Source organism: Bacillus sp. HMF5848 (assembly GCF_003944835.1).
GTDB lineage: Bacteria > Bacillota > Bacilli > Bacillales > HMF5848 > HMF5848.
In genome coordinates, this window is sequence record NZ_RWIV01000001.1 from 3,840,816 (window position 1) to 3,866,558 (window position 25,743).

At 37.5% G+C, this 25,743-nt stretch carries 15 protein-coding genes; 3 read left to right on the forward strand and 12 right to left on the reverse strand.

The window, feature by feature from the left end; all coding sequences use genetic code 11:
* Positions 1-18: 18 nt before the first annotated feature.
* The 6 genes from EJF36_RS18360 to EJF36_RS18385 form a co-directional block, all read right to left on the reverse strand.
* Positions 19-732, reverse strand: coding sequence for an ABC transporter ATP-binding protein (locus EJF36_RS18360; RefSeq protein WP_125907683.1), 714 nt, complete (start codon positions 730-732; stop codon positions 19-21).
* A 14-nt stretch (positions 733-746) separates the two neighbouring features.
* Positions 747-1,523, reverse strand: a complete 777-nt coding sequence (locus tag EJF36_RS18365; protein WP_125907684.1) for an ABC transporter permease — start codon at positions 1,521-1,523, stop codon at positions 747-749.
* 47 nt (positions 1,524-1,570) lie between these two features.
* Entirely contained in the window at positions 1,571-2,905 is a 1,335-nt protein-coding gene (locus EJF36_RS18370) for a UDP-glucose dehydrogenase family protein (RefSeq protein ID WP_125907685.1), read from the reverse strand.
* Positions 2,906-3,121: 216 nt separating this feature from the next.
* Positions 3,122-5,398: an O-antigen ligase family protein gene (locus EJF36_RS18375; protein ID WP_125907686.1), complete on the reverse strand. Its 2,277-nt coding sequence runs from the start codon at positions 5,396-5,398 to the stop codon at positions 3,122-3,124.
* Positions 5,399-5,431: 33 nt separating this feature from the next.
* The gene (locus EJF36_RS18380) at positions 5,432-5,875 is read right to left on the reverse strand and encodes a hypothetical protein (protein WP_125907687.1); all 444 of its coding nucleotides are present in this window, start codon (positions 5,873-5,875) and stop codon (positions 5,432-5,434) included.
* Positions 5,876-6,267: 392 nt separating this feature from the next.
* The gene (locus EJF36_RS18385; RefSeq protein ID WP_125907688.1) at positions 6,268-9,267 is read right to left on the reverse strand and encodes an S-layer homology domain-containing protein; all 3,000 of its coding nucleotides are present in this window, start codon (positions 9,265-9,267) and stop codon (positions 6,268-6,270) included.
* Between the two features lie 561 nt (positions 9,268-9,828).
* Between EJF36_RS18385 and EJF36_RS18390 the strand changes: the two genes are divergently transcribed.
* Positions 9,829-10,818: a C40 family peptidase gene (locus EJF36_RS18390; protein ID WP_125907689.1), complete on the forward strand. Its 990-nt coding sequence runs from the start codon at positions 9,829-9,831 to the stop codon at positions 10,816-10,818.
* 58 nt (positions 10,819-10,876) lie between these two features.
* On the opposite strand, the gene EJF36_RS18395 is transcribed toward EJF36_RS18390, so the two are convergent.
* The 4 genes from EJF36_RS18395 to EJF36_RS18410 form a co-directional block, all read right to left on the reverse strand.
* Entirely contained in the window at positions 10,877-11,482 is a 606-nt protein-coding gene (locus EJF36_RS18395; RefSeq protein WP_125907690.1) for a YdcF family protein, read from the reverse strand.
* A gap of 26 nt (positions 11,483-11,508) precedes the next feature.
* Positions 11,509-13,947 (reverse strand): S-layer homology domain-containing protein, encoded by a 2,439-nt coding sequence (locus EJF36_RS18400; RefSeq protein WP_125907691.1) that lies wholly within the window; start codon positions 13,945-13,947, stop codon positions 11,509-11,511.
* Between the two features lie 236 nt (positions 13,948-14,183).
* Positions 14,184-15,170 carry a nuclease-related domain-containing protein gene (locus EJF36_RS18405; protein ID WP_125907692.1) on the reverse strand — a complete coding sequence of 329 codons (987 nt, stop codon included), beginning with the start codon at positions 15,168-15,170 and terminating at the stop codon, positions 14,184-14,186.
* A 560-nt stretch (positions 15,171-15,730) separates the two neighbouring features.
* The gene (locus tag EJF36_RS18410) at positions 15,731-19,321 is read right to left on the reverse strand and encodes a S8 family peptidase (RefSeq protein ID WP_125907693.1); all 3,591 of its coding nucleotides are present in this window, start codon (positions 19,319-19,321) and stop codon (positions 15,731-15,733) included.
* A 489-nt stretch (positions 19,322-19,810) separates the two neighbouring features.
* Between EJF36_RS18410 and secA2 the strand changes: the two genes are divergently transcribed.
* The gene (gene secA2, locus EJF36_RS18415) at positions 19,811-22,171 is read left to right on the forward strand and encodes an accessory Sec system translocase SecA2 (RefSeq protein WP_125907694.1); all 2,361 of its coding nucleotides are present in this window, start codon (positions 19,811-19,813) and stop codon (positions 22,169-22,171) included.
* Positions 22,171-23,067, forward strand: coding sequence for an accessory Sec system S-layer assembly protein (locus EJF36_RS18420; RefSeq protein ID WP_125907695.1), 897 nt, complete (start codon positions 22,171-22,173; stop codon positions 23,065-23,067). The genes secA2 and EJF36_RS18420 overlap by 1 nt, the downstream gene beginning before the upstream one ends.
* A 450-nt stretch (positions 23,068-23,517) precedes the next feature.
* Here the strand turns inward: EJF36_RS18420 and EJF36_RS18425 are convergent, their stop codons facing one another.
* Positions 23,518-24,228: a WecB/TagA/CpsF family glycosyltransferase gene (locus tag EJF36_RS18425; protein WP_125907696.1), complete on the reverse strand. Its 711-nt coding sequence runs from the start codon at positions 24,226-24,228 to the stop codon at positions 23,518-23,520.
* Between the two features lie 87 nt (positions 24,229-24,315).
* Positions 24,316-25,587 (reverse strand): nucleotide sugar dehydrogenase, encoded by a 1,272-nt coding sequence (locus EJF36_RS18430; RefSeq protein WP_125907697.1) that lies wholly within the window; start codon positions 25,585-25,587, stop codon positions 24,316-24,318.
* Positions 25,588-25,743 lie beyond the last annotated feature (156 nt).

Sequence of the window (25,743 nt, forward strand, 5' to 3'; positions counted from 1 at the left end):
TCCCTCCTACTTAAGTAATTACGCATTATATTTTGAAAAGACTTCCTCTACAGGTCCATCTGCTTTTTTCATACCCTTGTCCATCCATATTACTCTATCACACACTTTTTTTATCATATCTTCTGAATGCGATACTAAAATAATTGTCGTCCCCTGCTCTTTTAAACTGAGTATATGATTTAAACCTTTTTCTTTAAATTTCTTATCTCCCACCGCCAATATTTCATCTATCAATAATATGTCGGGTTTAATACTAACAGCTATAGAATACGCAAGTCTCATGTACATACCTGAAGAGTAGTTTCTCACAGGCTGGTCAATGAATTCCTCTAGTTCTGAGAATTCTATTATAAATTTCAGTTTTTCATCGACTTGTTTTTTAGATAGACCAAGAATTGCACCATTAAGGTAAATATTTTCGAGACCTGTATAGTCTGGCTTAAAACCTGCTCCGAGCTCTAGCAGACTAGAAACACGACCATGTACATTTACTTCACCCGAAGTAGGATATAATATTTTTGTTATTATTTTTAGAAGTGTACTTTTTCCAGAACCATTTCTTCCTATTATACCTACGGCTTCCCCTTTACTAACGGACAAATTCACATTTTGAAGAGCCCAATACTCTTTTCGTTTTATCTTATTCCTATAAACTAACAAATCCTTAAGTGTATTTGTATTATTATTAAGGATGAATCTTTTTGAAAGTTCTTTTACCTCAATTAGTTGCATTAAAGTCACTGCCTTTAAATTTTCTCTGCAAAAGATTTATTTAATCTGTTAAAAATTATAAATGACAAATAAGTTATTATTAATGATATTATGAAAACTAATCCAAGATTTTTTAAGTTAGGAGCATTTTGAAAAAACAAAATGTCCTGATACGTTTCAATAATTGGTTTTAAAGGATTCAGATTCATTAACCATAGAAATTTTTCTGGAATCATATCTACTGAATAAAGGATAGGTGTGTAATAAAACATACCCATCATTACGACTTCTAAAATTTGCCTCATATCTCTAAAATTAACCGTAATCGCTCCAAAGAAAATTGATAATCCTGTTGTTAGGATTAGCTGAACTATAATATTAACAGGCAAATATAAAATGTAGATTGAAAACCCTTTTCCCCAAATAATTAGTGCAGCTAGTAAGACCACTAATCCAATTAAATAATTAACTAAATTACTTAAGCTAACACTTATCGGAAGAATTTCTCTTGGAAAGTAAACCTTTTTAATTAGACCAGCATTGCTAAGAATTGAATTTGCACTTCCTAATACAGAGCTTCTAAAATAAATCCATGGTAACAAACCAGTAAATAGGAATAGGAAATAATTTTCAATCTGTATTCTCATTATAAATGAAAAGACAAAACCATATATGATTAAAAGAAAAACGGGATTCAATAATGCCCACAATATTCCTAAAACTGACCCTTTATACCTATTTCTTACTTCAGAACGTGTATAGGTTATAATCATATTCCTATATTTGTATAGTTCTTTAAGCTTTAAAATCAATGTAGTCACCCTTCACAAGCAATAGAAATTAATAGCTTCATCGTTATTTAATTCTTTTGAAGACAAGTAATATCTTTACATACTACTTCCTCTCTACCAATAGAAATATACGAAATAGAATTTTCTTTTGCTTCCTTAATGTCATAACAATTTCTTCCATCGAACAATATTGGTTGTTTCATCAACTCTTTATATTTCTCAAGCGGGAGTTGTTGAATCTCTTCCCACTCAGTCACAATAAAAGTCGCATCACAATCTTTTATCGCTAAATCAACTGATGTTGTATACTCAATTAGGTTGCCTAATTCTTTTTTAGTGTTTTCGATAGCAATTGGATCATAAGCAATAACACTAGCTCCCTCATTAACTAATTCTTTAGCAATTACGAGTGATGCAGCCTCTCTAATATCATCTGTATTTGGTTTGAAAGCCAAGCCTAAGATTGAAATTCTCTTTCCCGAAAGAGTACCCAAATGTTGCTTTGCTTTTTGTACAAGCATTGCTTGCTGTTTATTATTGACTTCAATAACTGAGTTTAATAACTCAAAATTGTGCTCTACATTTCCTGCTATCTGCACCAAAGCCTTTGTATCTTTTGGAAAACAAGAACCTCCGTAGCCTATACCGGCCTTTAGAAATTGGGTTCCAATGCGATTGTCAGTTCCAATCCCGACTGCTACATCTTCAATATTAGCATTGACCTTTTCACAGATATTCGCAATTTCATTAATAAAACTAATTTTTGTTGCAAGGAATGCATTCGAGGCATACTTTATCATTTCAGCACTACGAATGTCCGTCTTAATAATTGGGATTCCATATGGTTTATTAATTTCTTCGACAACACTAGCCGCCTCTTCACAATCTGTACCAATAACTATGCGGTCTCCATTAAAAGCATCATATATAGCTGAACCTTCACGCAAAAACTCAGGATTGGACACAATCGCTACATTTAGATTTTCAGGTAATTCTTTATATAAAAGACCTTTAATCCAGTCATTTGTTCCAACTGGAACTGTACTCTTTGTTACCACAATAGTATCTCTTTCAATAGAGTGACTAATATCATGCACTACAGCTTCTACAAAGCTTAGGTTTGCTGACCCATCTTCTTGTTCTGGGGTTCCAACAGCAATATAGATCACATCTGCATTTTTATATGCTTCACGAGAGTTTGTTGTAAAAAATAGTCTTTCTGCCTCAATGTTTTTTCTCATCAATTCATCTAGACCAGGTTCATAGATAGGAGAGACACCTTTTTTCATTAAGTCCACTTTTTTCTCATCAATATCGACACAAGTAACAACATGACCTATATCTGACAAGCATACGCCTGTTACCAAACCTACATAACCAGTACCGGCAATTGCTATTTTCATATTAACTACCTCCATAACAACTTTACTATCAATTTTATTTGTCCTTCTTTGTTGTTCGACCTATTTCTCTTTATTAAATATAGCATAAAATGTAGAACTAATGAGTGTTTTGTAGGAATTTGTAAAGAGTTAACCAACTCATCCAATATACGGGAAATGTAAAAAGGGAAAGCTACGTACTCTTCCCCTGAAAATTATTAAACAGAATCTACTTTTCTAATTGTCATTTATGAGCTTTTGAAAACCGTTCACGTAATTGTTAAAGTTATCAGTAAGTTCACGGCCTTCAGCAAAGATTTCCTTTGCTTTTGTTGGATCGGTATTAGCGTATGCTAGACATAACATAGCTGTTTGTCTAACTAAGAGTTCACTACTATTTTGAACTGCTGAACCAGTTCGATTGAAAGCCTCAATTGCTGTTTGGAAATCGTTTAACAGGAAATTAGCCTGTCCTGCGAAATAGTGTGCTTTTTCATTTATATTTAAGTTGCGTTTATCAGCAATTTCAACATTGCCAAATGTGTTATAAATATCCATGTAAGCACTATAATAATCAGCTGCTTTTTCTGCATACAGGTTTTTACTTTCCATATCATCATTTGTAGCAGCTTGTAGAGCCATTTCGGAGTATAAACCTATAAGTGCATAATAAGCAGAAACTCTATATTTATCATTTTTAATTGTGTCTTCAAGAAGCTCTACTGATAATTGTTTATCATTGATTTTTTCAGCAGCATTTGCAAACTTAAATAACATTTCAGCATTTTGCGGCTCTAATTCACGCCCTTTTTCTACTAATGTTTTTATGTTTGCTTTTATTTCTTGATCTTGTGTTTTGGTATATGCGTTTGCATACATTTCAACAAGTTCTACTATATAGTCCGTGTTGAATGGATTATACTTCATTGCTTTAGTATACGTAGATTCCGTTTCTACTATTGAATCTCTGTTACTTTGATTTTTTAACATATTTTCCGCAGTCATATAACCAATATTAATAATTAATACTGTTAAGACTGTTGCAATACCTACAGTTTTTGTAATTAATACTTGTTTTCTACTCTTATTAGTTGATTTTTGTATATTAGGTTCTAAAATGATTGCAAATAACCACATAACTGTAAGAACCGTTGTACCATACGACATATTAAAGTCCATAGCACTATGAGAGAGAATCATCAGAATACTCATAAGGGCTGCAATTTTAACTGTTGGTTCTTCTTGCTTTTGTATCCATATTTGTCGAATAGCTAAATACAGTAAGAAGACGAAGACACCTAAGAATATAGTTCCACCAAACAATCCAAGGTCAATCAATTTCCCTAAATAAAAGTTATGCACATTAGTAGACCAGAATGGTACTTCCTGAAACTTTGTGAAGGAATATCTCCATGTCCCTCCACCAAATCCGAATAATGGTGACTCCTTCAAGATACTAAAAGCCGTATCATAAAACGCTTGTCTTCCTTGGACACTAGCAGCTGAGAAGTTAATTGTAGCTATCCGCTCCTGCAAGTTTTGAGGAAGTAACTTAAAGATTAAGCCTTTATAGAATAGGTCAAAGACTAGTAGTACGCCCGCAACAACTATGGCAGTAGGAATTAAAATACTAATTCTACGGTTGTACTTTTCAATTATAGATAGCTTTACTCTATTTAAATATTCCTTGTATCCACTGGTAAGTGAAGTATATACCAATGTACCTAGTATTACATACAAAATCTCCTTAATATAAGGAACACCAATGTCAGTAAATTGCATGGTGCTAAATACAATTCCGCCAATCAGAACAGCTGATGCAGAAAATGCGATATAATCAATTTGTTTTCTAGCATTAGCTATACTTACTAAACCTATAAACCATATGATAGGAAAGATTACTAGCACACCTCGAGAACCAGATGCTAGCAGGGCATTAATAAAAAGAATAATTGGAAATGAATAAAACAGAATTTCTTTCCGATTCATTTTTAGTTTTGTTAAGTAAATTAGTCCAAATAAGATAAATGCTGCTATTAAAGCCGCAAATGTATTAGGGTATTGCAGCACACTCGCCATACGATTTTCAGCATAAACAAAGCTATCTTTGAATGTAGTCATACCCCATTTAGTTAAGAAGCCAAGTAAAGCTATCCATGAACCAGTGAGATAGAAAATGATAGGGCTGAGTTTACGAAAATTTAAATTCTTCTTCCCCTCTACTAATAAAATCAAGAAGGTGGCATAGGTTGTCCAACGAATGATTTCTATAATCGTACTATTGAGTGATAGAGCAGTTGGAATGGATATGATAAACAGTGCTGGCCAGGTGAAAATAAATAGGTACTTTAGTTCCAGCTGATTAATGAATAGAAATGATATAGCCGAAAGAACTAGAATTACAACTGCCCAACGATTAAAATCAGTGTCAAAAAACAAACCTTTTGAGTATGGTGAGGCAACGAATATAATGGAAACTACTATAAACATTAAGTTTTTAATCTTATTTACCATTGATTTTCTCCTTACAAGCACATTCTAATGATTCTACTCATTTACAATAAACTGACCTAGTGCAGCTTCTTCCCCACTTTTTAAAATCTTTATTTGATAAGAACCTGCGCCAGCTTGTTCAAATACATTGCTTGATAATCCATTCATGAATTCTGTCCACGTTTTATCAACCTCTAATTTACCTTTTGATAGCTGTACCCATTGCTTTTCTGTTTCATTTAATTTTTCTAAAACTATTTCAACTTCACTATTACCAATAGGGTTTTCCATTTTTACTAGGAAATGAACTGATTCACCTAAATTAAAGACATTTCCTGCTTGTAATGTAGTATCCTCTAGCTTTTTCCCCAGAACAACAATTCCTTCATACTGCTCCTTGTTATTTGTTACTTCTGCTACATTCTCAGTTTTTTTTCCACATCCAGCAACTACAAGTAGAATGAGTAAGATCACCCATATATTTTTAAGATATTTCATTTTTAATAACATCCTCCATTTATCTATAAATCTATACATATAAATTCTAGCACAACTCATATTTAGTTCAATGTTAAATAATTCATATAATGCAAAAATAACAAACTTTTACATTTTTAGATTGGTTAATCTTTTATGTTATGAGTGGAATTTTAAGAAGAACATAGATGGACTACTATTTCCTTTAGACTATTTCTATGAAGTATATTATTAGGGGGTAAGATACAGATACACCTCTATACAACACATTGAGATATTCTCAAATAGTTTGTTTATTCATAATATCAAACCACATTAAGCTATATTAAATACAACTGTATACCAGGATAGCCATAATAGTTTTTTTTCAAAAAAAGAACCTTGGGAGAATCCCAAGGTCCTTTGTTGTATTATTAGTCAGCGTCAACAACGTCAACTGTTTCTTCAAATTTAGCAACTTTGTTACCAGCAGCATCTTTGAAGTATTTGTTCTCAACAAGTTCAATGTCAAGATCTTCTTCACCTTTACCGTATACGTATACAGTAACAGTTTCGTCACCATTGAACTGTACGAAGAACTCATCTTCTTCGTCAAGGTCATCCATGCTTAATACTAATGTTAACTCGTCACCAGACTCATCAACAACTGTGAAGTAAGAAGAAGCTAGAGCTGTAGAAGCAGGGCCTCCAGCAGTTACAACTTCAGTGAATGTTAATTCGATTTCTGATACATTACCGTCTTCGGTACGAGTAGCTTCTGAGAATTCAGGAGCATAAGCATCATCGATATCAGAGAATGTACCAGTTTCAACTGTGCGTCCAGTTTCTGATTCTAACTTATCAGCAACGATTCTTACTGAATCAATAAGATCCGCTGTGTTGTCTTCAGATACTTGAGTAGTTGATTTAAGTGTACCAGTTACAACTGTTTCGTTGTCATCATTGATTTCCCAAGATACTGCAGCTAAAGTAGCTGTTGCCTCACCGTTAGTTACTTCAAAACCACTTGCAACTACAGTTTTTAATGGCTTATCAAGAGTGATCTTGATAGTTTTGTAATCCACTTGTTCAACAGCTGTGATAGCTGGAGATACATCTGGAGTTACATCAACTTTAGTAGATAACATAGTAGACTTGTTACCAGCTAAGTCAGCTACACGAGCGATTGATAAGAATTCTGATTTTTCTTCAGAGAAATCGAAATCATCTTCGTCAGCAAGTGTAATCTTAACTTTGTTGCTTTCTTTGAATACTTCGATCTTATCGCTATCGCCTAAAGTTTCACCGTTAACTAGGTAGTTAGATTTTTCTAATACTGAATATTGACCGTCAGTAGCCATTTTTTCAGGGAATGTTACATAGATATAGTCTGCGCTATCTCCATCAACACCAACTGCTTCAACTTCAGTTAAGTCAATACCAGTTGAATCTTCTACTGAGAATGACATAGTTACAGTTTTCATTTCATTTGGCTCAAGAGCAGCATCTTCGATATCCTTAACTTCAACAGTGTAGTCACCATTTAGGTCGTCACCAGAGAAGTTGATTGTTACGAAATACTGATCATCATCATCTTGGTCAACATCACTTACAGTGAATGATTGATCAAGCTCTTCACCATCAGCATCGAAGAATTTGAAGTTATCTTCGTCTACATCTACAACTTCTTCAGAGAAGTAAACTTTGATTTCTTTTTCATCTTCAACAGTGATTTTTGATACTTCTGGAGCAGTTTTGTCAGCTGTAATGTCTACGAAGAACTCTGCATTACCAGCCATTTCGTTGCCCCACTCATCTTCGATTTCTACATCGTTAGCATTGTAGTCAACTACAACTTTAACAGTACCTTCACCAAGTGGGTTAGTGTCGAATGTTAAAGTGAACTCTTGATTGTCATCAGTTTCAACTGAATCAGGAGTGTATGCGCTATATGTGTGATAGAAGTAATCTTCTAGGTTCTCTTCATCAAGAACTACAGGCTTGTTGAATTTGATTTTAACTTCAGTTTGAGTTGCTTTTGTAATTTCAGCAACTGGAGCTGCAGTATCCTTCACGTAATCTAAAGTGAAAGTTTTTGTTAATGCTTTAAATTCAGCGTAATCTTTGAAATCTGAAACTTTGATTTCATATTCGCCTTCTTTTAAAGAATCAGCGCTTAATTCTACTGTAGCAACGTTACCGTCAACAGTGATTGAGCTTACACCGTAGATGCCGTTTTCAACTTCTACTGTGTTAGTGTTTAGATCTTGTACAGGCTCGCTGAAGTAAACTTTGAATTTGTTAGGACCAACTAATTCAATTGACTCAGCAACTGGTACTACTGCATCAAAGAACTCAATATCTTCGATTTCAAGATCTTCATCAGTACCAAGTACGTCTTTGTTGATAGTTAATGTAGCTGTATCTTGGTTATCTACATTATCAACAAGAGTAAGCGTTAATGTAGTTCCGTTTAATTCAACAGAATCAACTTCGATATCAGTACCATCAGAAGTAGATAGGTCATACTTAGCTTCATCTGTTAATGTATCTTCGTCTAAACCAGCAACTGTGCTAAGTTCAACGTTTAATTGAATTAGGTTAAGAGCTTCAACACCAGTAACAGTTGCTTCAGTTACAACATAAGTTACAACTGCAGTGTACTCAGTACCTTCGATTTCGAAAGTAACTTCAGTTTCAACGTTAGCTTCTAATGCTTCAGCAAGTTCAACATCGTAAACTTCACCGTTGCTCATAGTTACGCTTAATGTGTCAGCATCTACAACTACAGTTTCAGATACTGTAAGACCGATTAAGCCGTTTTGTTGTGCACGGTAAAGAACTAATGCTAATTGTGCACGCTTAAGTGGTTGGTAAGGATTGAATTTGTCAGCATCATTGAAAATACCATGTTGAGCTGCGATTTGGATGTATTCACGGTCTTCAGCATCTACAGCACCTAAGTCTGTGAAAGATACTTCGTCACCAGTGTTTTCAAGACCTAATGCTTGAACGATTAATTTCGCTGCAGCTGCACGAGATAATTCGTTGAAAGGCTTGAATAGTGTTCCGTTTTCGTAACCACTGATTTCAACGCCTGCAGCTTGAAGAGCGAATAAGTATCCAGCATCTTCAAATGACGCTACGTCTGTGAAAGTTGTTTCAGACTCGATTGGGCTAAGTCCTAAAGAAGCTGCTAACATTTTTGCGAATTGACCGCGTTTTGCAGCATCCCATGGGTTAAATTTGTCTGCGTTGTTGATAGCACCTTGATCTACTAATGCGTTAAGTGCTGCTAATAATTCAGCATCTACACCTTCAACATCAGTGAAGTTAAGGTCAGCAGCTGCTACTGGAGCTACAGCTGTTGCTACTAATGCAGCTGTTACAGAACCAGCTAAAAATTTGCGGTACGACTTTGGTTGGTAAGCCATTGAGTTATTTCCTCCCTTAGATAAATCAAAATTATTATTTAACCGTAGATTGAGAGATTAAAGTCTCTTAAACTAGGTTTGTAAAACAATTACAACTACTAGTATAGTTTTTTGCAGAAACAATGTCAACGCATTTTCAAATGGTAACAAATTGTAAGAACCTTCACTCTGCTCTCATTTGGTATTTCGTAACTCTGCTCTACAATTACTATATTACATGTGAGTCTGTTAACATTCAATTGGAAATTAGATGTAATTTCGCTAGACTCACATATGTAGGGTCTCTCTTATACCATTCTACAAGATGTGGCAATATTTGCAAGAGTTTTCACAAAGATTTTTTATTAATATTGTGTTACAAAATAGAAGATTATTAATTTCATCTCTATGAATCTCACAACCCTTTCAGTATATGTCACACTCTTTCATTATATACCTATTTTGTAGTCAATTTGTTACGAAACTGTAAAACTACTCGCCAAATTTCTATGTTAAACTACAAACATATGTAGAATCTTAGCAAAATAGGTAAAATGAGAACCGAGAGGATGTTGCTTCCATATGATTAGACGAACGAGTTTGATTTTGGTTTCACTTTTTTGCATATTTTTTTCTATAACAACTGAATCTTTTGCGAAAGATTCATATGACAACTATAATCGGTTGTTGCCTGTCGCTAAAAAATACATAGGTGTTCCTTACTTGTATGGGGGAACATCAGCAAAAGGCTTTGATTGCTCAGGTTACATAAATGAAGTGTATACATATATTGGTGTTGAGCTTCCAAGAACATCACGTGACATGTTTAACGAAGGGAAAGCTGTTAAAAAAGAAAACCTTCGTGTAGGGGACCTTGTTTTTTTTAATACATCAGGAAATGGTGTATCTCATGCTGGAATATATATCGGAAACGATAAGTTTATCCACTCTTCTTCATCTGTCGGTGTCTCTACCTCAAGCTTAAACGACCCATATTACTGGAAGAGCCGTTACATAGGAGCACGTCGTGTATTAGATTTAAGCGAAGAAGCAAATTCCTTTTCTGATATTACGGATGAACATTGGGCGTATGAAGAAATAACAGCCCTTGCTGAAGATAAACTATTCATCGGTTTTGAAGAAGGACAATTTTTACCGAATGATAATATTGCTCGTGACGAAGCAGCAGCTTATATGGCACAAGCACTCAAACTTAGTTTGTCTGATCGTTCGGAGAATTATGAAGATGTATCTCGTTATCACTGGGCTGTTGGAGCCATTAATGCTCTTTTAGAGGAAGACATTATTATAGAAGAAACTGAATTTCGCCCTGCTAAAGCGTTAACTCGTGCTGAGTTAGCAACTTGGTTCGTAAAGGCATTTAACTTAAAGGTGTCGGATAATTTGATAACGTTTACAGATATTGACACATCTCTTCCTTATTATAATGACGTTCAGGCACTTGCAAGCTCTGGCATCACTACAGGATATGATGACGGTACATTTCGTCCGGACGAGCCTGTAACGCGTGCTCAATTTGCTGTCTTTTTATATCGCGCTCTTAATCAATAAAAGCGGCTCCCGCCTCGGGAACCGCTTTTTTTCTGTTCGTATTATACTGGGGCGTTACTTATTTCCACCAATACACAATTAACTTAGACCATTCCGTTAATACTGTCTGCTGTAATTCTGGATCCTCCCACCACTTTTCTTTTTCTAAAAAGCGAGTGTCTGTTGCTCCTACATAGGTTAGTTCTATGCCTGTGCCTACAAAAGCTTTATCAAACGTTTGCTTGACGCGGCGCATATGCCAATCTGTCGAGATGACTATCGCTGATTTAAAGTCACTTTCCTCAAGAATACGCTTTGTAAACATTGCATTTTCCTTCGTACTCGATGCTTGATCTTCTTTTATAATCGCTGGTGTTGGTATGCCTTCTTTTACAGCCAATGCGTACATTTCATCGACTGTTTTGTACCGCCACGATGCTGCACCACCATCTGATAAAATGACTACACTCCCAAGCCCTTCACGAAATAGCTCAGCGGCCTTAATCGTTCGCTCACCTCGTACGTCTGATCCTAACACGATAATAGCGTCACTAGCTGGAATCGGTGACGGTTCTTCAACGTACAAGTATTGCTTCATTTCTTGAAGTAAAGGATCACGAAAGACTACGATTAGGACAACAGCTAGTATTATGAATGTTAGTATATATCGAAAAAACTTTTTCATCTGCTTTCTCCTTTTGCTGTGTCCTTTTATTGTAGCATATCTCGAAGCAATAATGAGCGTGTCAAGAATAACGCAAATTGTCCGCGTGTCACATAATCGTTCGGTTTAAACTCATTTACAACAGTAATATTGTTGTAAGCAAGCGTATTAATGTCCTTGTAATTCCAAAATTGATGTTGGTCTGTAAATTTTTTGTTCGTTGTTGGTGCAAAATAATGTTCGTTATACGCTCGTACTAGGATGGCAGCCATTTGCGCTCTTGTGAGATGCTCGTTTGGTCTTAAGCCACTTCCTTGCCCCATTAAGCCATGCGCTTCAGCAATGATCATTTCATTGTAATTTAACTCTCCCGGTTTGATATCTGTTGCTTTAGGTTTATAACCAGCTGGCAGGGAAAGTCCAAGCTCGTTAACAAGTAGCTTAGCAGCGTGACGTCTTAGGAGCCTGTCATACGGCTTGAAAGTACCGTCATCATAGCCCGTCACAAGCTTATTCATCGCAAGATAATTGACCGCTGCTGCTAACTCATTGCTTTTAATATCTGGGAAAAAATAAACATTTGCTTTTGTAACGTTTGGTGATGCAATATACCCTTCTAAGCCGTTACCTTGCACCTTATACATAACGTAATGCTTTGATATTTTTTCAAAAGGTCCTGCCAAAATTTTAAAAGGTGTATATGCTTGCAACGTAGTGAGCTGTGTACCTTCTGGATTGCTGCGTAGTTTCGCATTGGCACCCGTGTATATCATGTCACCTCGTTGTAGCGTTTGTGATGATTGCGTTCCTGTAATTGACCAGTCGTATTGTTTTTTTACTAAGTTGTTGTTTTCGTCATATATTAGCGTCTCTTCTGGTATATCAGATAATTCTATAAGATTCTGAGTTTCAATTGTTTTAAAAATCTCATTACTTAAGCCGTTGTAGCTCATCAGCACAAAGTACCAATGTTCTATCGTATTTTTGTTCTGATTAGCAATCGTTGGAAGTGTTCCTGACTCCCATTTAAGATTAAGAAGCTTGGCTGCGATGTCAATATTATAATTGATATCAGTTGCTAGCATTTGGCTATCAATTGATATCGCTCTGCTCTCAGCCTCTGTCAATGTGCTAGCTGGCACCTGCATCATACCAATTCTACCGTCTTCAGAAACAATCAGCTCCCCTTGTTCATTAAAATGCTTCATACCCGTTTCTACGTAAGCAAGGGCTTTTATAATTTCTGGCGGGATGTTGTATTTTAACGCTGCCGCGTGCAGCAGCTCTTTCGTTTCTTTCATCGTTGGTTGATTTAAAAGATTGAGTTGTTGCTCAGTTGTCACACTGTCTTGAATGCTTGCATACGTGATTTTAATAGTTTGAGAGCCTCTATTAAAACCTGTTGTTGCTGGTTGAATCGCTTGAAAGTGTGTCGTAGGGTTCTCATAGCTATCAAGTAGCCACGAATATAAGTAATTGTCTATGCTGTGCCTAAACCATTTTTGATATGTTTGCTGTTGTGTAATAGCATCAAGAAGTACCGGCATGTAAACGCCCTTACCATCACGACCACGAATATATGTTGTAGTGTTCTCTTCTAACTCAGAAAGATAAAATTCTAAATTAAAGTAGGCTGGATCCTGCTTACTTTTTTCATAGCTAGATATATAGAATGGTATTGGTTGTTTTGTTTCATAGTTTGGTAATCTTTCAACCCAATAATCCTGTATATCCAGGTCATCAAATGGCGTATCTATATGTGGGTTCATTTGCACGTGATTTTCTAATGCCGTTTCGGAACCGAAAAGTTGCACGTAATCTTCAGCAAACACTTCCTGTACCATCCACTCGTAGTCTCCGCTACCATCGGAATGCGCACGTTCATCTAAATCTCTTTGCTTCGCGTAGGTTGAATCTAACCAATCCTGCGGCGTCTTCGATTCACCCTCTAGGAGGTGATAAAACGTAAAGTGATGTCCGTACTCATGTGCGAGCGTTGTTGCAAACTCTTCCGGTGTGGTAAAATCATCGCCACCGTAGAGCTCAATGCGACGGTTTGGAAGCAGATCGTATTCAGTGCCGTTCGTTATTTGGTATTCGGCAAAATATTGACCAAGCGTCCCGTCACCTTCAGGATAATCTGGATATATCGTAATCTTGCCGAGAAGCTTTAGCTCTTCACCATGCTTATTTTTTAAAAGTTCTGTTTCGAGAGCTTTGAGCTTGTCTTGCGTGTCCCATTTGGTTGAACGACTTTCTATAAGTACTTTACCTTGGTATTGCGCCACAATGGGATAGTAATCCTCATACGTAAAGCCATCTTCTTCTAGTAATCTCGGTCTTTCGTAATGATAGCTTGCTTGCGTTTCTGTTTTTGCTTTTATTGCGGTTTCATCTATGAAATGGGCATCTGCTTGTGTCGCGGTTATGCCTAACCACGCTGCAGCTGCTAACGTTGTTAAAGGAATCAGTTTTTTAAAGTTCATACTCGGCTCAACCTCCTATCTATTATTTTACCATAATGGGGAAAATGAATAGAATGGTAGGATTGACCAATGTCTGTCTTTCGCTAAAAATTAATATTATGTGTGAGATTAGCGGCTAGTTGTTGGAGTACTCGATGATTTGTCCCTTAGCGGTTGGGTGGTCAGGAAATCGCTAGTTAGTTCTAGTGATTGGGCAATAGGGTACGAAGTGATACTAAATTCATACTGACATACGTTTATTTTATAAAGAAAATGTCTGGCCGTTGATCTATAGGCATAAAATACTTTGTGCCTCTCCGCGCCCCTATTCTATGCAGACCAGACGAAGGTGAAGAGAGAATTCGATTTGTTTGCCTATCGTTACAAAGTAAAAACTCTGACGCTTGTTGATTTGTAATCGCTCCTCCATAAAGTAAAAAATGAGAGTAGAGTGCTTCTTGGTGACAATTTGTGTCTTTGTGCCCGCACGCAGGACAATACCATTTATCTCTTATTAAATGCATATTAATTTTTGCGCACCTAGGACATATGACGCCCTTTTGTATATCATCTCGTGAAACGGCCGGGTATTTCTTGAAAATATCAATCTTAAATGGCTCATGCTTAGTAATAAATAATTGATTTAGTGTCTCGAATTGATGTTGAGAAATGACAGGACTAGAGTGACTTCGAAGTATTTGATTGATTTTAGAAGGGAGATTTTCAACAGTAAGTACTCTCTCAGCTACTTGCTGGTCATTTGTAGGGTTTCTAATGATAGATGTCTTATGAGTAAATACAACGAGGTGCTCCACAGGTAGGGTATGAATCGAGTGTGCACGAAGCCAACGTTCGAGGTGGGTTCTTTGAATACTGACTTGTGAAAGTGGATTCTGATATTTTATTTCTACCCCTTGTTTCTTTTGAATAAACTGTCCGTTCGATGTGAAGATTAATTCATCTGACATGTTCTTCACTTCTACTGGTATTAATACGTTTCTAGACGCCACCAACTTATCTATTTGGAAATAGTCCTCGTGCCATAAGCGAAGTCTTCCGTAAGTGTAGCTTTCCTGCAACTGACTCTGTTTAAAATAATAGTTCGTTTGCTTCTCTCCATAATCTCCTGATAAACCAGCACTAATATCATTTGCCACAGTTTCTCTACTACTATGACTTTCATGAATACGCTCTAACACTGCTTCCTCTTGTTGAATGTGGAGAGGATGCTCTCGATTAATCAACTAAGGTCACCTCCTAGGTATATTTTATCAAAATTTATGCGATAGGAGTTTGAATGTTATTTGAACTGTCGTTTTTTGGTAGGATTTCACTTCTTACAAGGGTTTTCTGAACGAGTGATTTTGTTTTCTACCACTTTGGTGTCGATTATCTACCGGTCTGGTGTCGATTATCTACCACTTCCATGTCGAATATCTACTACTCTCGTGTCGATTATCACCACTTTCGTGTCGATGTTCACCAAGTTGACATATTTTCTACTGAATAATCTAACCACACAACACGCTTCCCATAACCACCTCTTTGAAGTTATACACAATCTATCAATTTAATGTCAATTATTTACCATTAATGTGTCGAATATCTACGACTCTCATGTCGAATATTCACCACTTCCGTGTCGATGTTCACCAAGTTGACATAAATCACCCTCAATTCACCCAACACTAAGCCACGCACGCGCCACCCAACACTCAACACCCGCGCACAAACCCAAAAAATCCCGGCTCACACCGTAAGGTGTGAACCGGGATCGTTGTCGTAGTCAGATCAAATATCCGACCTATTTCTTCCACTCTACATGCAATGTGTAGTTGTCTGTGTGCGAGCGTTTCATTGCGTCGCTAACCTCTACGAAGTATTTGCCTTTTTCAAGCTCAAGGCTCGCGTATTCGTTGTCATCTTGTAGGTACGTATTGAATGTAGCGATTACGTTCTTCGCACTGTCGTAAACTGTGATGACACCGTCAAGGCCGCTTGGTAATTCAAGTTCCATTGTGACAAGACCCTTTTCAGCAACGTTTAACTCATACGTATCTCTGTCACCGAAGTCAACAAAGCCGTTTAGTTTACCAGTTGCTTTCCACTTACCAGCGCCGTCAGCAGTTAATGCTAATGCGCGACCGTCTTTGTCTTCATCAGAACCTTCGTAGTTAAATAGAGACATTTCGTATTCTTTTACGTTTATTGAGCCCCAACTCCAGCTTTCAACGATAAAGAAGTATCCTACGTCTTTCTTCGCATTGAAGGCACCACTGAATTTAGCATCTTGGCCCCAATTACGGCTGTAGTATTGCATGCTCTTAAGGATTTCATCTTCAGAAAGCTGTAAGTTACCATCTGTATCTTCCACGATTGAAACGATGAAATCAAGTGGTTGGCGAAGCTCTTCTGGAATTTCATCCTTCTGTGCATCTGTTAATTCCACTGTTTCAGCTAAGAACCCTAATGCTGCTTTTGGATCAGTGTGCTTGTAATAGTAAATATCTAAATCATTGTTTTGCGCAAAGTTACCACGTAATGTTTTACCAGGCTCCATAATAGTCGCACGGATAAATTCATTGTTGTTTTCGTTTTTATCGACTGGTGCATCTAATATCTTTTTGAAGCTTACGCTGTACTCATCAAATGACCAGTAGTAGTCATTGCGTACTTGTAAGAAGTACTGCTTATCTTTTTCAAGAATAGTTCGGATTGTGACATCTGTTTGTTCCATTGGATAGTAGTAATAAGACATCCAAGGATCGCCCACCATGTACATTTCATTCTTCTCTGCATCATACTCATATAAGAAGATAGCAGGACGAAGTGATTCTGTCATTGGAGCACTGAACTCATAAATCGCAGTATCTTCAACAGATACGTTGTACCAATCTTCATCCCATTGCGTTTGGAAGTATCCAGATTGCACTGTGCTTAATGGGAAGTCTAAAGCTGATTGTGTAATTTGGTCCACTTGCTCACTACCAATTGAGCTCCAGTAGCTGCGAGATTCGCCGATAATGATAACATCATCAGTCGCCTTCGCTGCTCCCACTTCTTTCGCCTCTATTTCTTTTACCATCTCTTCATCGTACATAGGATAATCCATCATTGGATAGTTATCTTCATCAGCAGGCATTTCTACTGCTTCCGCAGTTACGTTGTAAGGAATGAACGATGATTTCACTTCAAATTCATCATCCCCACTGCTAACTGGTAGTGGTCTATAATACCAGAAATCATCGTAAGAGAATCCGTTTCCTGCTACTTCTAATACGTAAGTCATACCAGGATACGCTTCGAATGCTAACGTTTCGCCTTCACCATCGCCATTCATGTTTGTTTCTTGCATAGCCCACGGCCAGTAACGTTTTTCCCAAGCAGGCATTCCTTCTGGCATTGGTTGGTTAAACATCATTTCATCGTAAAGCTTCAATGTGATGTTGATACCAGGTACGCCGCTTACATTTAACTTCATTTTTGTTGGTACATCTACTGAGAAAGTAAAGTAGTCTTTATCAGCAATCACATTACTCATTGGATCATAGTAATACATATCTTCTTCTTTTAACTGTTCTTGTAGCTGTTTCATTTCTTCTTTTTGCGCTTCAATTTGCTCTTCGGATAACGCTAAATAGAAATCGTCGCTATCAACTGGTAAAGCACCTAATGGAAGTGGTGCTTCCTTCGTTGATTCATCCGCTGGTATTTCAGTTGATTTAATTAACGCTAATTCGTACATAGAAGCGGCACCTGGCGCAAAGTTTTCGTTACGATCTTTCACACCTACTAGTAATGTACCGTTTTCTTCTGCAGTAAACAGTGTAGATTCCGCTTCTCCTTCACGTTGTTTGGACACCACGATTGGCTCTTGTGATTCTGTCGCCCCTTCTGGATAGAAACGAAGCTCCATCATATGATCATAATTCTCTGAGCTTTGTAAAATCGCTTGCACTTGCTCACCAGCAACAACCGGTAGCTTCACCCAATCCTCTTCAAAGCGAGTTTGAATAAATCCTTTACGAGTGTAAACTCCTGGCTCACGCTCTTGAATTGCAAATGCAGTATCAACCGAAGCTACCATCTCAGGCTTCTCAGTAAGCTTTGACATATCGTAATTAAGAGCAGCAACTGGATTTACAAGACCATAACCAAACTCTTGATCAAAGCCTTCATCACCAAGATCTGTTGCTGTTTCTTCTAAAATTTGTTCAATTTGATACGTATTTAAATCAGGATAGTTTGACTTAATTAATGCTGCTACACCCGCAACAATTGGACCTGACATTGAGGTACCGCTTGCATCAGCGTAACTTTGACCAACACCCGGTGCATACACTGAACTGTATACCTCTTCACCTGGAGCTACCACATCAATTTGTGGTCCGTATGTCGAGAATTCAGCTTTTTTATTTTGGTCGTTTGTTGCTCCAACTGTAATAACACCCGGTAAAGCGGCAGGATAGTTGTAATGAGTGTCGTAGCTATTACCAGCAGATGCTACGACAACAACGCCTGCGTCAACAGCGACTTTCACTGCTTCTTCAATTAATGGTGTATACCATGGGAACCCTAAACTCATGTTAATTACATCCACGCCATTTTCAACAGCATATAAAATCGCATCTGCTACACCATACTCTGATCCACCACCGTAAGCATCAAGCGCAGCAACTGGCATGATTTTTACATTTGGTGCCACACCAATACCACCTTGGTTGTTGTTTGCTTCCGCTGCAACAAGACCTGCAACATGTGTCGCGTGGAAGTGGTATAAATCACCAGGATCTGCCGGATTATAAGGATTGTATGGTGGTAACACCTTACCCTTTAACTCAGGATGATTTACATCCATTGGCGTATCAAGCACACCGACGATGACTTCGTTATTTCCTGCTAGCTTTTGAGCTTCAGCAATATTCAATAAATCCACAAAGTACTGCTCACTTACTTTTGGATCGTTAAATTCCGTTGTATATAGTTGTGGCTTTTGGCTCGGTGCCGCATACACAACATCACCAGTAGAATAATAACGCTTAATCACATCATCAATCTTTTGGCCTCTTTGGATTTTAACAACATCATAACCTAGCTTAGGAATCGACTTAATTACGTATCCACCTAAACGCTTGTGATCAGTGAAAGAAAGTTTATTTGAAGAGTACTTCACAATTATTGTGTCTTCGCTAAACACACTTTCCTTCTCTGATTTTTGCTCGTACTTTAATTTGCTTTGTTGTTGCGGCGTCATGTTTAAACGCTCTAGCAAATCATACGAACGTTTGCCGTATTGCATTTGCGTGTCGGCTGTGGTCGCTGCTGTTGCGAAGCTTGGCACTAGTAAAGTTGTTGCTAGTGTCAGCGTAGCGGCCGTTTTTTGCCACTTCTTCATATGGTCTTACCCCCTTTAAATTTTCGGTTGTTTGCTATAATGCTAGTTTCATAAAGAAAAATAAGCGCACAACTAAGACAACCCACTCAAAGCAGGATGATATAGAAGAAAATCTACTTTTCTTAAAAATTACATTAAAGCTAAACAACCTTAAGCAAGTCGGCTTATGTATATTCCCTACTAAAATGAAAAATAAACCAACATCGCCTTATTTTGTCACCTAAACTATTAGACGAATGACTCCAAAAAAAGTTTCATGTTTTGGAAAATTTTTTCTATTCGTCAAACCAAGGAACACTATACCATACATTTCCAATTATGGGAATGGGGGTGGGTGTATGGACAAACAGCTACAAGTAAATCTTTTGTCGAAAAAATGCACGGCATTTTAATGGAAATTTGTGTGACTAGATGAATCTGTTAATCAACAGTGATATACTGTACGATAGATTATATTTATATCGGTATTGACGAGGAGAGATTTCAGTCGTGAGAAACTTGCTTAAAAAAGTTGTCGGCGATAAGCAAGAGCGCCGTTTGAAAAATTATTATAAAACTGTCGAAAAAATTAACGAGTATGAGTCTTATATGGAAGGCTTGTCTGATGAAGAGTTACGAGCAAAGACAGCTTATTTTAAAGAGCAACTCGCAAACGGGAAAACCATATATGACATCCAAACCGAAGCATTTGCGGTCGTACGCGAAGCATCAAAGCGCGTCACAGGTATGCGCCACTTTGATGTTCAGCTCGTTGGTGGTCTTGTTTTAACAGAAGGAAATATTGCTGAAATGGCAACTGGTGAAGGTAAAACATTAGTCGCTTCACTGCCAAGCTACTTACGTGCCCTTGAAGGAAAAGGCGTTCACGTCATAACAGTTAACGAGTATTTAGCTCGTCGTGACCGTGACTTGATTGGAAAAATACATCAGTTTTTAGGACTAACTGTAGGCTTAAACCTTCCGATGATGATGCCACAGCAAAAGCAAATGGCATACAAAGCGGACATCACGTATGGTGTCGGCAATGAGTTCGGTTTTGACTATTTACGCGATAAGATGGCCTATGATCCATCACAACGTATTCAACGTCCTTATCACTTCGCCATTATAGATGAAGTTGATAGTGTGTTAATCGATGAAGCAAAAACACCGCTTATTATTGCTGGTAAAACGGGAATTAGCTCCGAGCTAAGTTATTTATGTGCTCGTATCGTAAAATCATTTGAAGCAGATAAGCATTATATATTTGATGAAGAAACGAACACAGTTACGCTAACTGATGAAGGAATTGAAAAAGTAGAGCGTGGCTTTGATATTGATAACTTATATGAGCTTGAGCATCAAACATTGTACCACTATGTTATTCAATCTTTACGCGCGTTAACGATGTTTGACCGTGACGTAGATTACATTGTAAAAGATGGACAAATTTTATTAATAGATATGTTTACGGGTCGTCCGATGGAGGGCCGTACGTTAAGTAATGGACTTCACCAAGCAATTGAGGCAAAAGAAGGCGTTGAAATAACGGAAGAAAATAAAACCCAAGCTGCCATCACGATCCAGAACTATTTCCGCCAATATCCTGTATTGAGTGGGATGACGGGAACAGCGAAAACGGAAGAGAAAGAATTCCAAGACTTATATGGTATGGACGTTATTCAAATACCAACAAACAAGCCAGTCGCACGTGTTGATTTACCAGATAAAATTTATGACACCATTGATAATAAATATAAGGCTACTGCCAAAGAAGTGAAGCGAATTCATGCAACTGGTCAACCGATCCTTGTTGGAACGACTTCCATTTTACAATCAGAAAAAGTGGCAGAGCACTTTAAAAATGAAGGCATTCCTTACCAACTGTTGAACGCAAAAACGATTGAACAAGAAATCGAACTTATTTCTACTGCTGGCCAAAAAGGACGCGTTACAATTGCTACAAACATGGCTGGACGAGGAACAGACATTGTCCTTGGAGAAGGCGTCCATGAGCTAGGTGGCTTACACGTACTAGGAACAGAACGTCATGAATCCCGTCGGATTGATAATCAATTAAAAGGTCGTTCTGGTCGTCAAGGTGACCCTGGTAGTTCGCAATTTTTCATCTCCATTCAAGATGAAATGTTCCGTCGCTTTGCACGTGATGAATTAGAAAAGCTTCAAAAATCAATTCAAACAGATGAAACAGGTCTTATTGTTAGCAAGAAAATTCAAGAGTTTGTTGACCGCACACAACGCATTTGTGAAGGAGCAAACTTCTCTATCCGTGAGTACAACTTAAAGCTTGATAACGTTCTGAACGAGCAGCGTAATACAGTGTACGAGCTTCGCGAAAAAATTATTGATACGCAGGATGCTTTATCGATTACGATACCAATGATTCGTTCGTACGTAGAGGAAGAAATTAATCGTTCATGCGATGTGGAGATTGAACCTGAAGAATGGCAAATGGCTGAACTTCAAGAAGCACTGCAAACAGCTCTTAATAGTGAAGACGTAGTTTTTAGTAATACGGAAGATATAGCTGATGTTCGCACTATTGTTAATCCTGTTCTTGAAAACTATATGGCGTACATTGAAACGTTAGATAATAATGAACGTGTACAAGCTGTTATGAAGCGAGTATTATTATCGGTTGTAGACCAACATTGGCTAAAGCATATTGAGGCAATGGAACGACTTAAAGAAGGGATTGGCCTACGCCACTTCTCTCAAGAAGACCCAATGCGTCAATATCAACGTGAAGGGCTTGAGTTGTTTGCAAATATGTTCTATCAAATAGAGCGTGAAACAGCTCGTCAGCTAGCTGCGCTTGTACAGGAAGTAGAGAAGGAGGACTCAAAATAATGGAATTTCCATTTTTTAAAAAGAAACCAAAAATGATGGGTCAAGAAGATGTCGTTGACTCAAACAGTATACTAGACAGCGGTGAAAGTGAAGAGAAAACAGAAAACCTCGTGAAAACAGAGCTTTCAATTCCTTCGGCTTGGAAATTAAGTGTTGAAGATAAATATTACTTTCAATTTTTAAATAATGAACTGTCTCCTCTACGTGAAGGACAGCTATCGCTTTCTGGATTAGATATTAAACAGGACCAAGGCAGCTTTGTTGTGACAGCTTTTATACGTAATGCACTAAAAAAGCCAATCTCATTAGGTGCTACGTCAATAGGTTTGTTAGACAAAGATGAAAATATTTTAGCTGAAAAAGTGTTTAACCTAGAGAAGGTAGAAAAAATACCTGCAAAAAGTAGTCGCCCTTGGCGCTTCATTTTCACAAAGGACGAATTAAGAACGGACGAGCTCCCAGAAGAAGGCTGGAAAATTGCGTTTGACATGCGTCGCCAAAATACACTTGACCTTGATGAAAGCTGGGAGCGCAGTTTGACACCCGACTCTAAGGCTCAACTTGTGAAATTGGTGGAGACTTTAGAAGTCCCCAAAAGAGGCGAAATCAAATTCGTCCCTTTACAAGCCCAAGTTCAAAAAAATGGAGATTTACACGTTTCATTGTTAATTCGTAACGGTAATAATAAATCGATCACATTAAAGCAGCTACCTCTCATAGTAGAGGATGCGCAAGGTGATGTTTTAGCTGAAGGCGGCTTTAATCTTGGTAACTTCCAGATAAAAGGAAATACAAGCAAACCATGGACATTTATATTCAGCAAATCTTTACTTAAAAAAGATAAATTCGAATTAAAAGGTTGGAAGGCGTACCCACCTCAACCGAAAAAAGCATAATAAAAAGTCCGGAGCTCATGCATTGCTCCGGACTTTTCTATTGTAGGCACTTAGAAAAAAAGCACCAAAGATAATCGCTTTCCTCTAATAAAAATATCCCCTTGCATTTTACTACAAGAGGATTTATTCAAGAAAAAACACCTAACCTGTAAAGGATAGGTGTTTTTCCCACTGGGCTACCAACCGTGTGTGTATTTTTATATATGGAGTAGAAGGAAATAATCTCTCCTTACTTAAACATTTTACCATTGATAGTATAAGATAACAAATAAAATTTTGGTATTTGAGAGAATTAATAGTAGCAGATTTTCGACTTATTTTTATGGATTAGCATTTATCGTTTTGGTGATAAATCACGATTAAACCACTATAGTGACAGTCTTTTAGACCGTTAGTACTCAAAAGGCTTCCTTATCGTATATGGTATAATTTTGCAGTATTCTGTCAATGTTATGAACCTTTCATAACTCTTAACAAAAATTTCGGCAATGCCATTTGTCGCTGTATGCGCCATGGCTCTTTTAATAAACGGTAGAACCACTCCATACCTAATTTTTGAAATCCAGCAGGAGCTCGCTTTAATCGTCCTGATAGTACATCAAATGATCCCCCTACACCTTGATAAATATTAGGGCGTAGTGTTTCCATATGATCTACGATCCAATTTTCTTGGGCAGGGCTACCTTTTGCGACAAAAATAATATCAGCATCTGAATTATTAATGGTATCGATAATACGCTGCTCATCCTTTTCATACCCATCAAGCGTACCGACAATGTTTATCCCAGGGTACACGTCCTCAAGCTTTGATTTTGCTTCTTCAGCGATGCCTGGCTTTGCACCGTATAAAAATATTTTTTTATTGTGCTTAGCTGCCATTTCACAAAGTGTGAGCATCATATCAATACCTGTCACACGTTTTCTTATTTTGCCTTTTTTCAGCTTAGACGCTAATATGACACCAATGCCATCAGGAATTTGATATGTCGCGCGGTTTAGCAATGTACGCAACTCTAAGTCCTCTTGTGCCTTCATTATTTTTTCCGGATTGATGGCAACGATAAAAGACTTTCTTGCCGCTGCAATATCTGCCAAGATTCGCTCTGTTAGCTCTTCATATGTAAGAGGACATACGTCTACCCCAAGAATCGTTTCTTTCATGAATATATCACCTAATTTTGAAGGAAAAGCGACTGATTGTAGTCGCTTTTCTCACTGTATTTTACGCTAATGGAGTGCTTAATAAGACTATTTTCCATCTCCTAGTACAAGCACCTCGAAACCAGCTGCTTCCCAAGCTGTTCGGTTCATGCAGTTTTTCGCATCAATAATAATTTTTGAACGAACTAAATCCTTAACTGTTTCTGGTAATAAATATTTAAATTCATTATGATCAGTTAGAACAAGGATAACGTCCGCATGCGAAACGGCCTCTTGCATATTTTGCGTTTGACGCTCCAAATTATTTACTTTTATATGGGGATCAAATGCTGTGTAGTCTACACCTAATTCATCTAGATGGTGAAGAACTTCTACAGAAGGACTCTCCCTCATGTCATCAATATTTCCTTTAAACGCAAGTCCAAACACAGCAACACGTCCATACTGAATACCACGGTCTTCTAACGTGCGCTTTGTTTTTAATGCCGTATATTCAGGCATGCTGTCGTTTGTGTTTCGAGCCAACGTGATAATATTGGCAAGCTCGGGCTGAAGCTCTGCTAAAAACCATGGATCTACCGCAATACAATGTCCCCCAACACCTGGTCCAGGCATGTGAATGTTCACACGTGGGTGGAAGTTTGCAAGCTTAATGGCTTCCCATACGTTAACTCCTATACGTTCAGAGATCTTTGCAAGTTCGTTTGCAAAAGCAATATTTACATCGCGATACGTATTTTCCATTACTTTGACCATTTCAGCTGTTGTTGCGTCTGTTATATGAATGGTACCACGAACAAATACACGGTATAAATCAGCCGTCAGACGGCTTGATTCTTCGTTAATCCCACCAACGATACGATCGTTATTTGTAAGTTCTTCAAATACACGTCCTGGAATAACACGTTCCGGAGAGTGAGAAATCATAAGTTCTGTACCAAATTGTAAACCTGCCTCTTTCAAAATCGGCATCATCACATCTTCGACAGTACGCGGTGGTACCGTTGATTCAAGTATAACTAAATTACCTTTACGAAGGAAAGGTACGATAGACTTCGTCGCATTTCGTACATAATCCAAATTCGCTGTTTTATCATCGTTTATAGGGGATGGTACGGCAATTATAAAAACATCCGCCTCTTCCACCTCTGTTGAAACTGTAAACTTACCGCTATCTATAGCGCTATTTAAACGCTCTTGTAATCCATGCTCTTCAATATGCAGCTGTTTTTTAGCAACCATACTCACTGCTTTTTCATTAACATCCATACCATGTACGCGTACGCCATGGTTAGCAAACATAACCGCTGTTGGCAGACCAATATATCCTAAACCAACTACACAAATTTTTTGTGTCATAGTCACAAAACTCCTTTGCAAAATAAACCTACTTGACATTATATCGAAAATTAGCGTCTGAGGATAGGGGGTCGCTATACATATCGATAAAATTTGACAAGAATGTACATCTTTTTATCTTTAGTATGGAATAAAACCCGAAATAGTTGTATTATA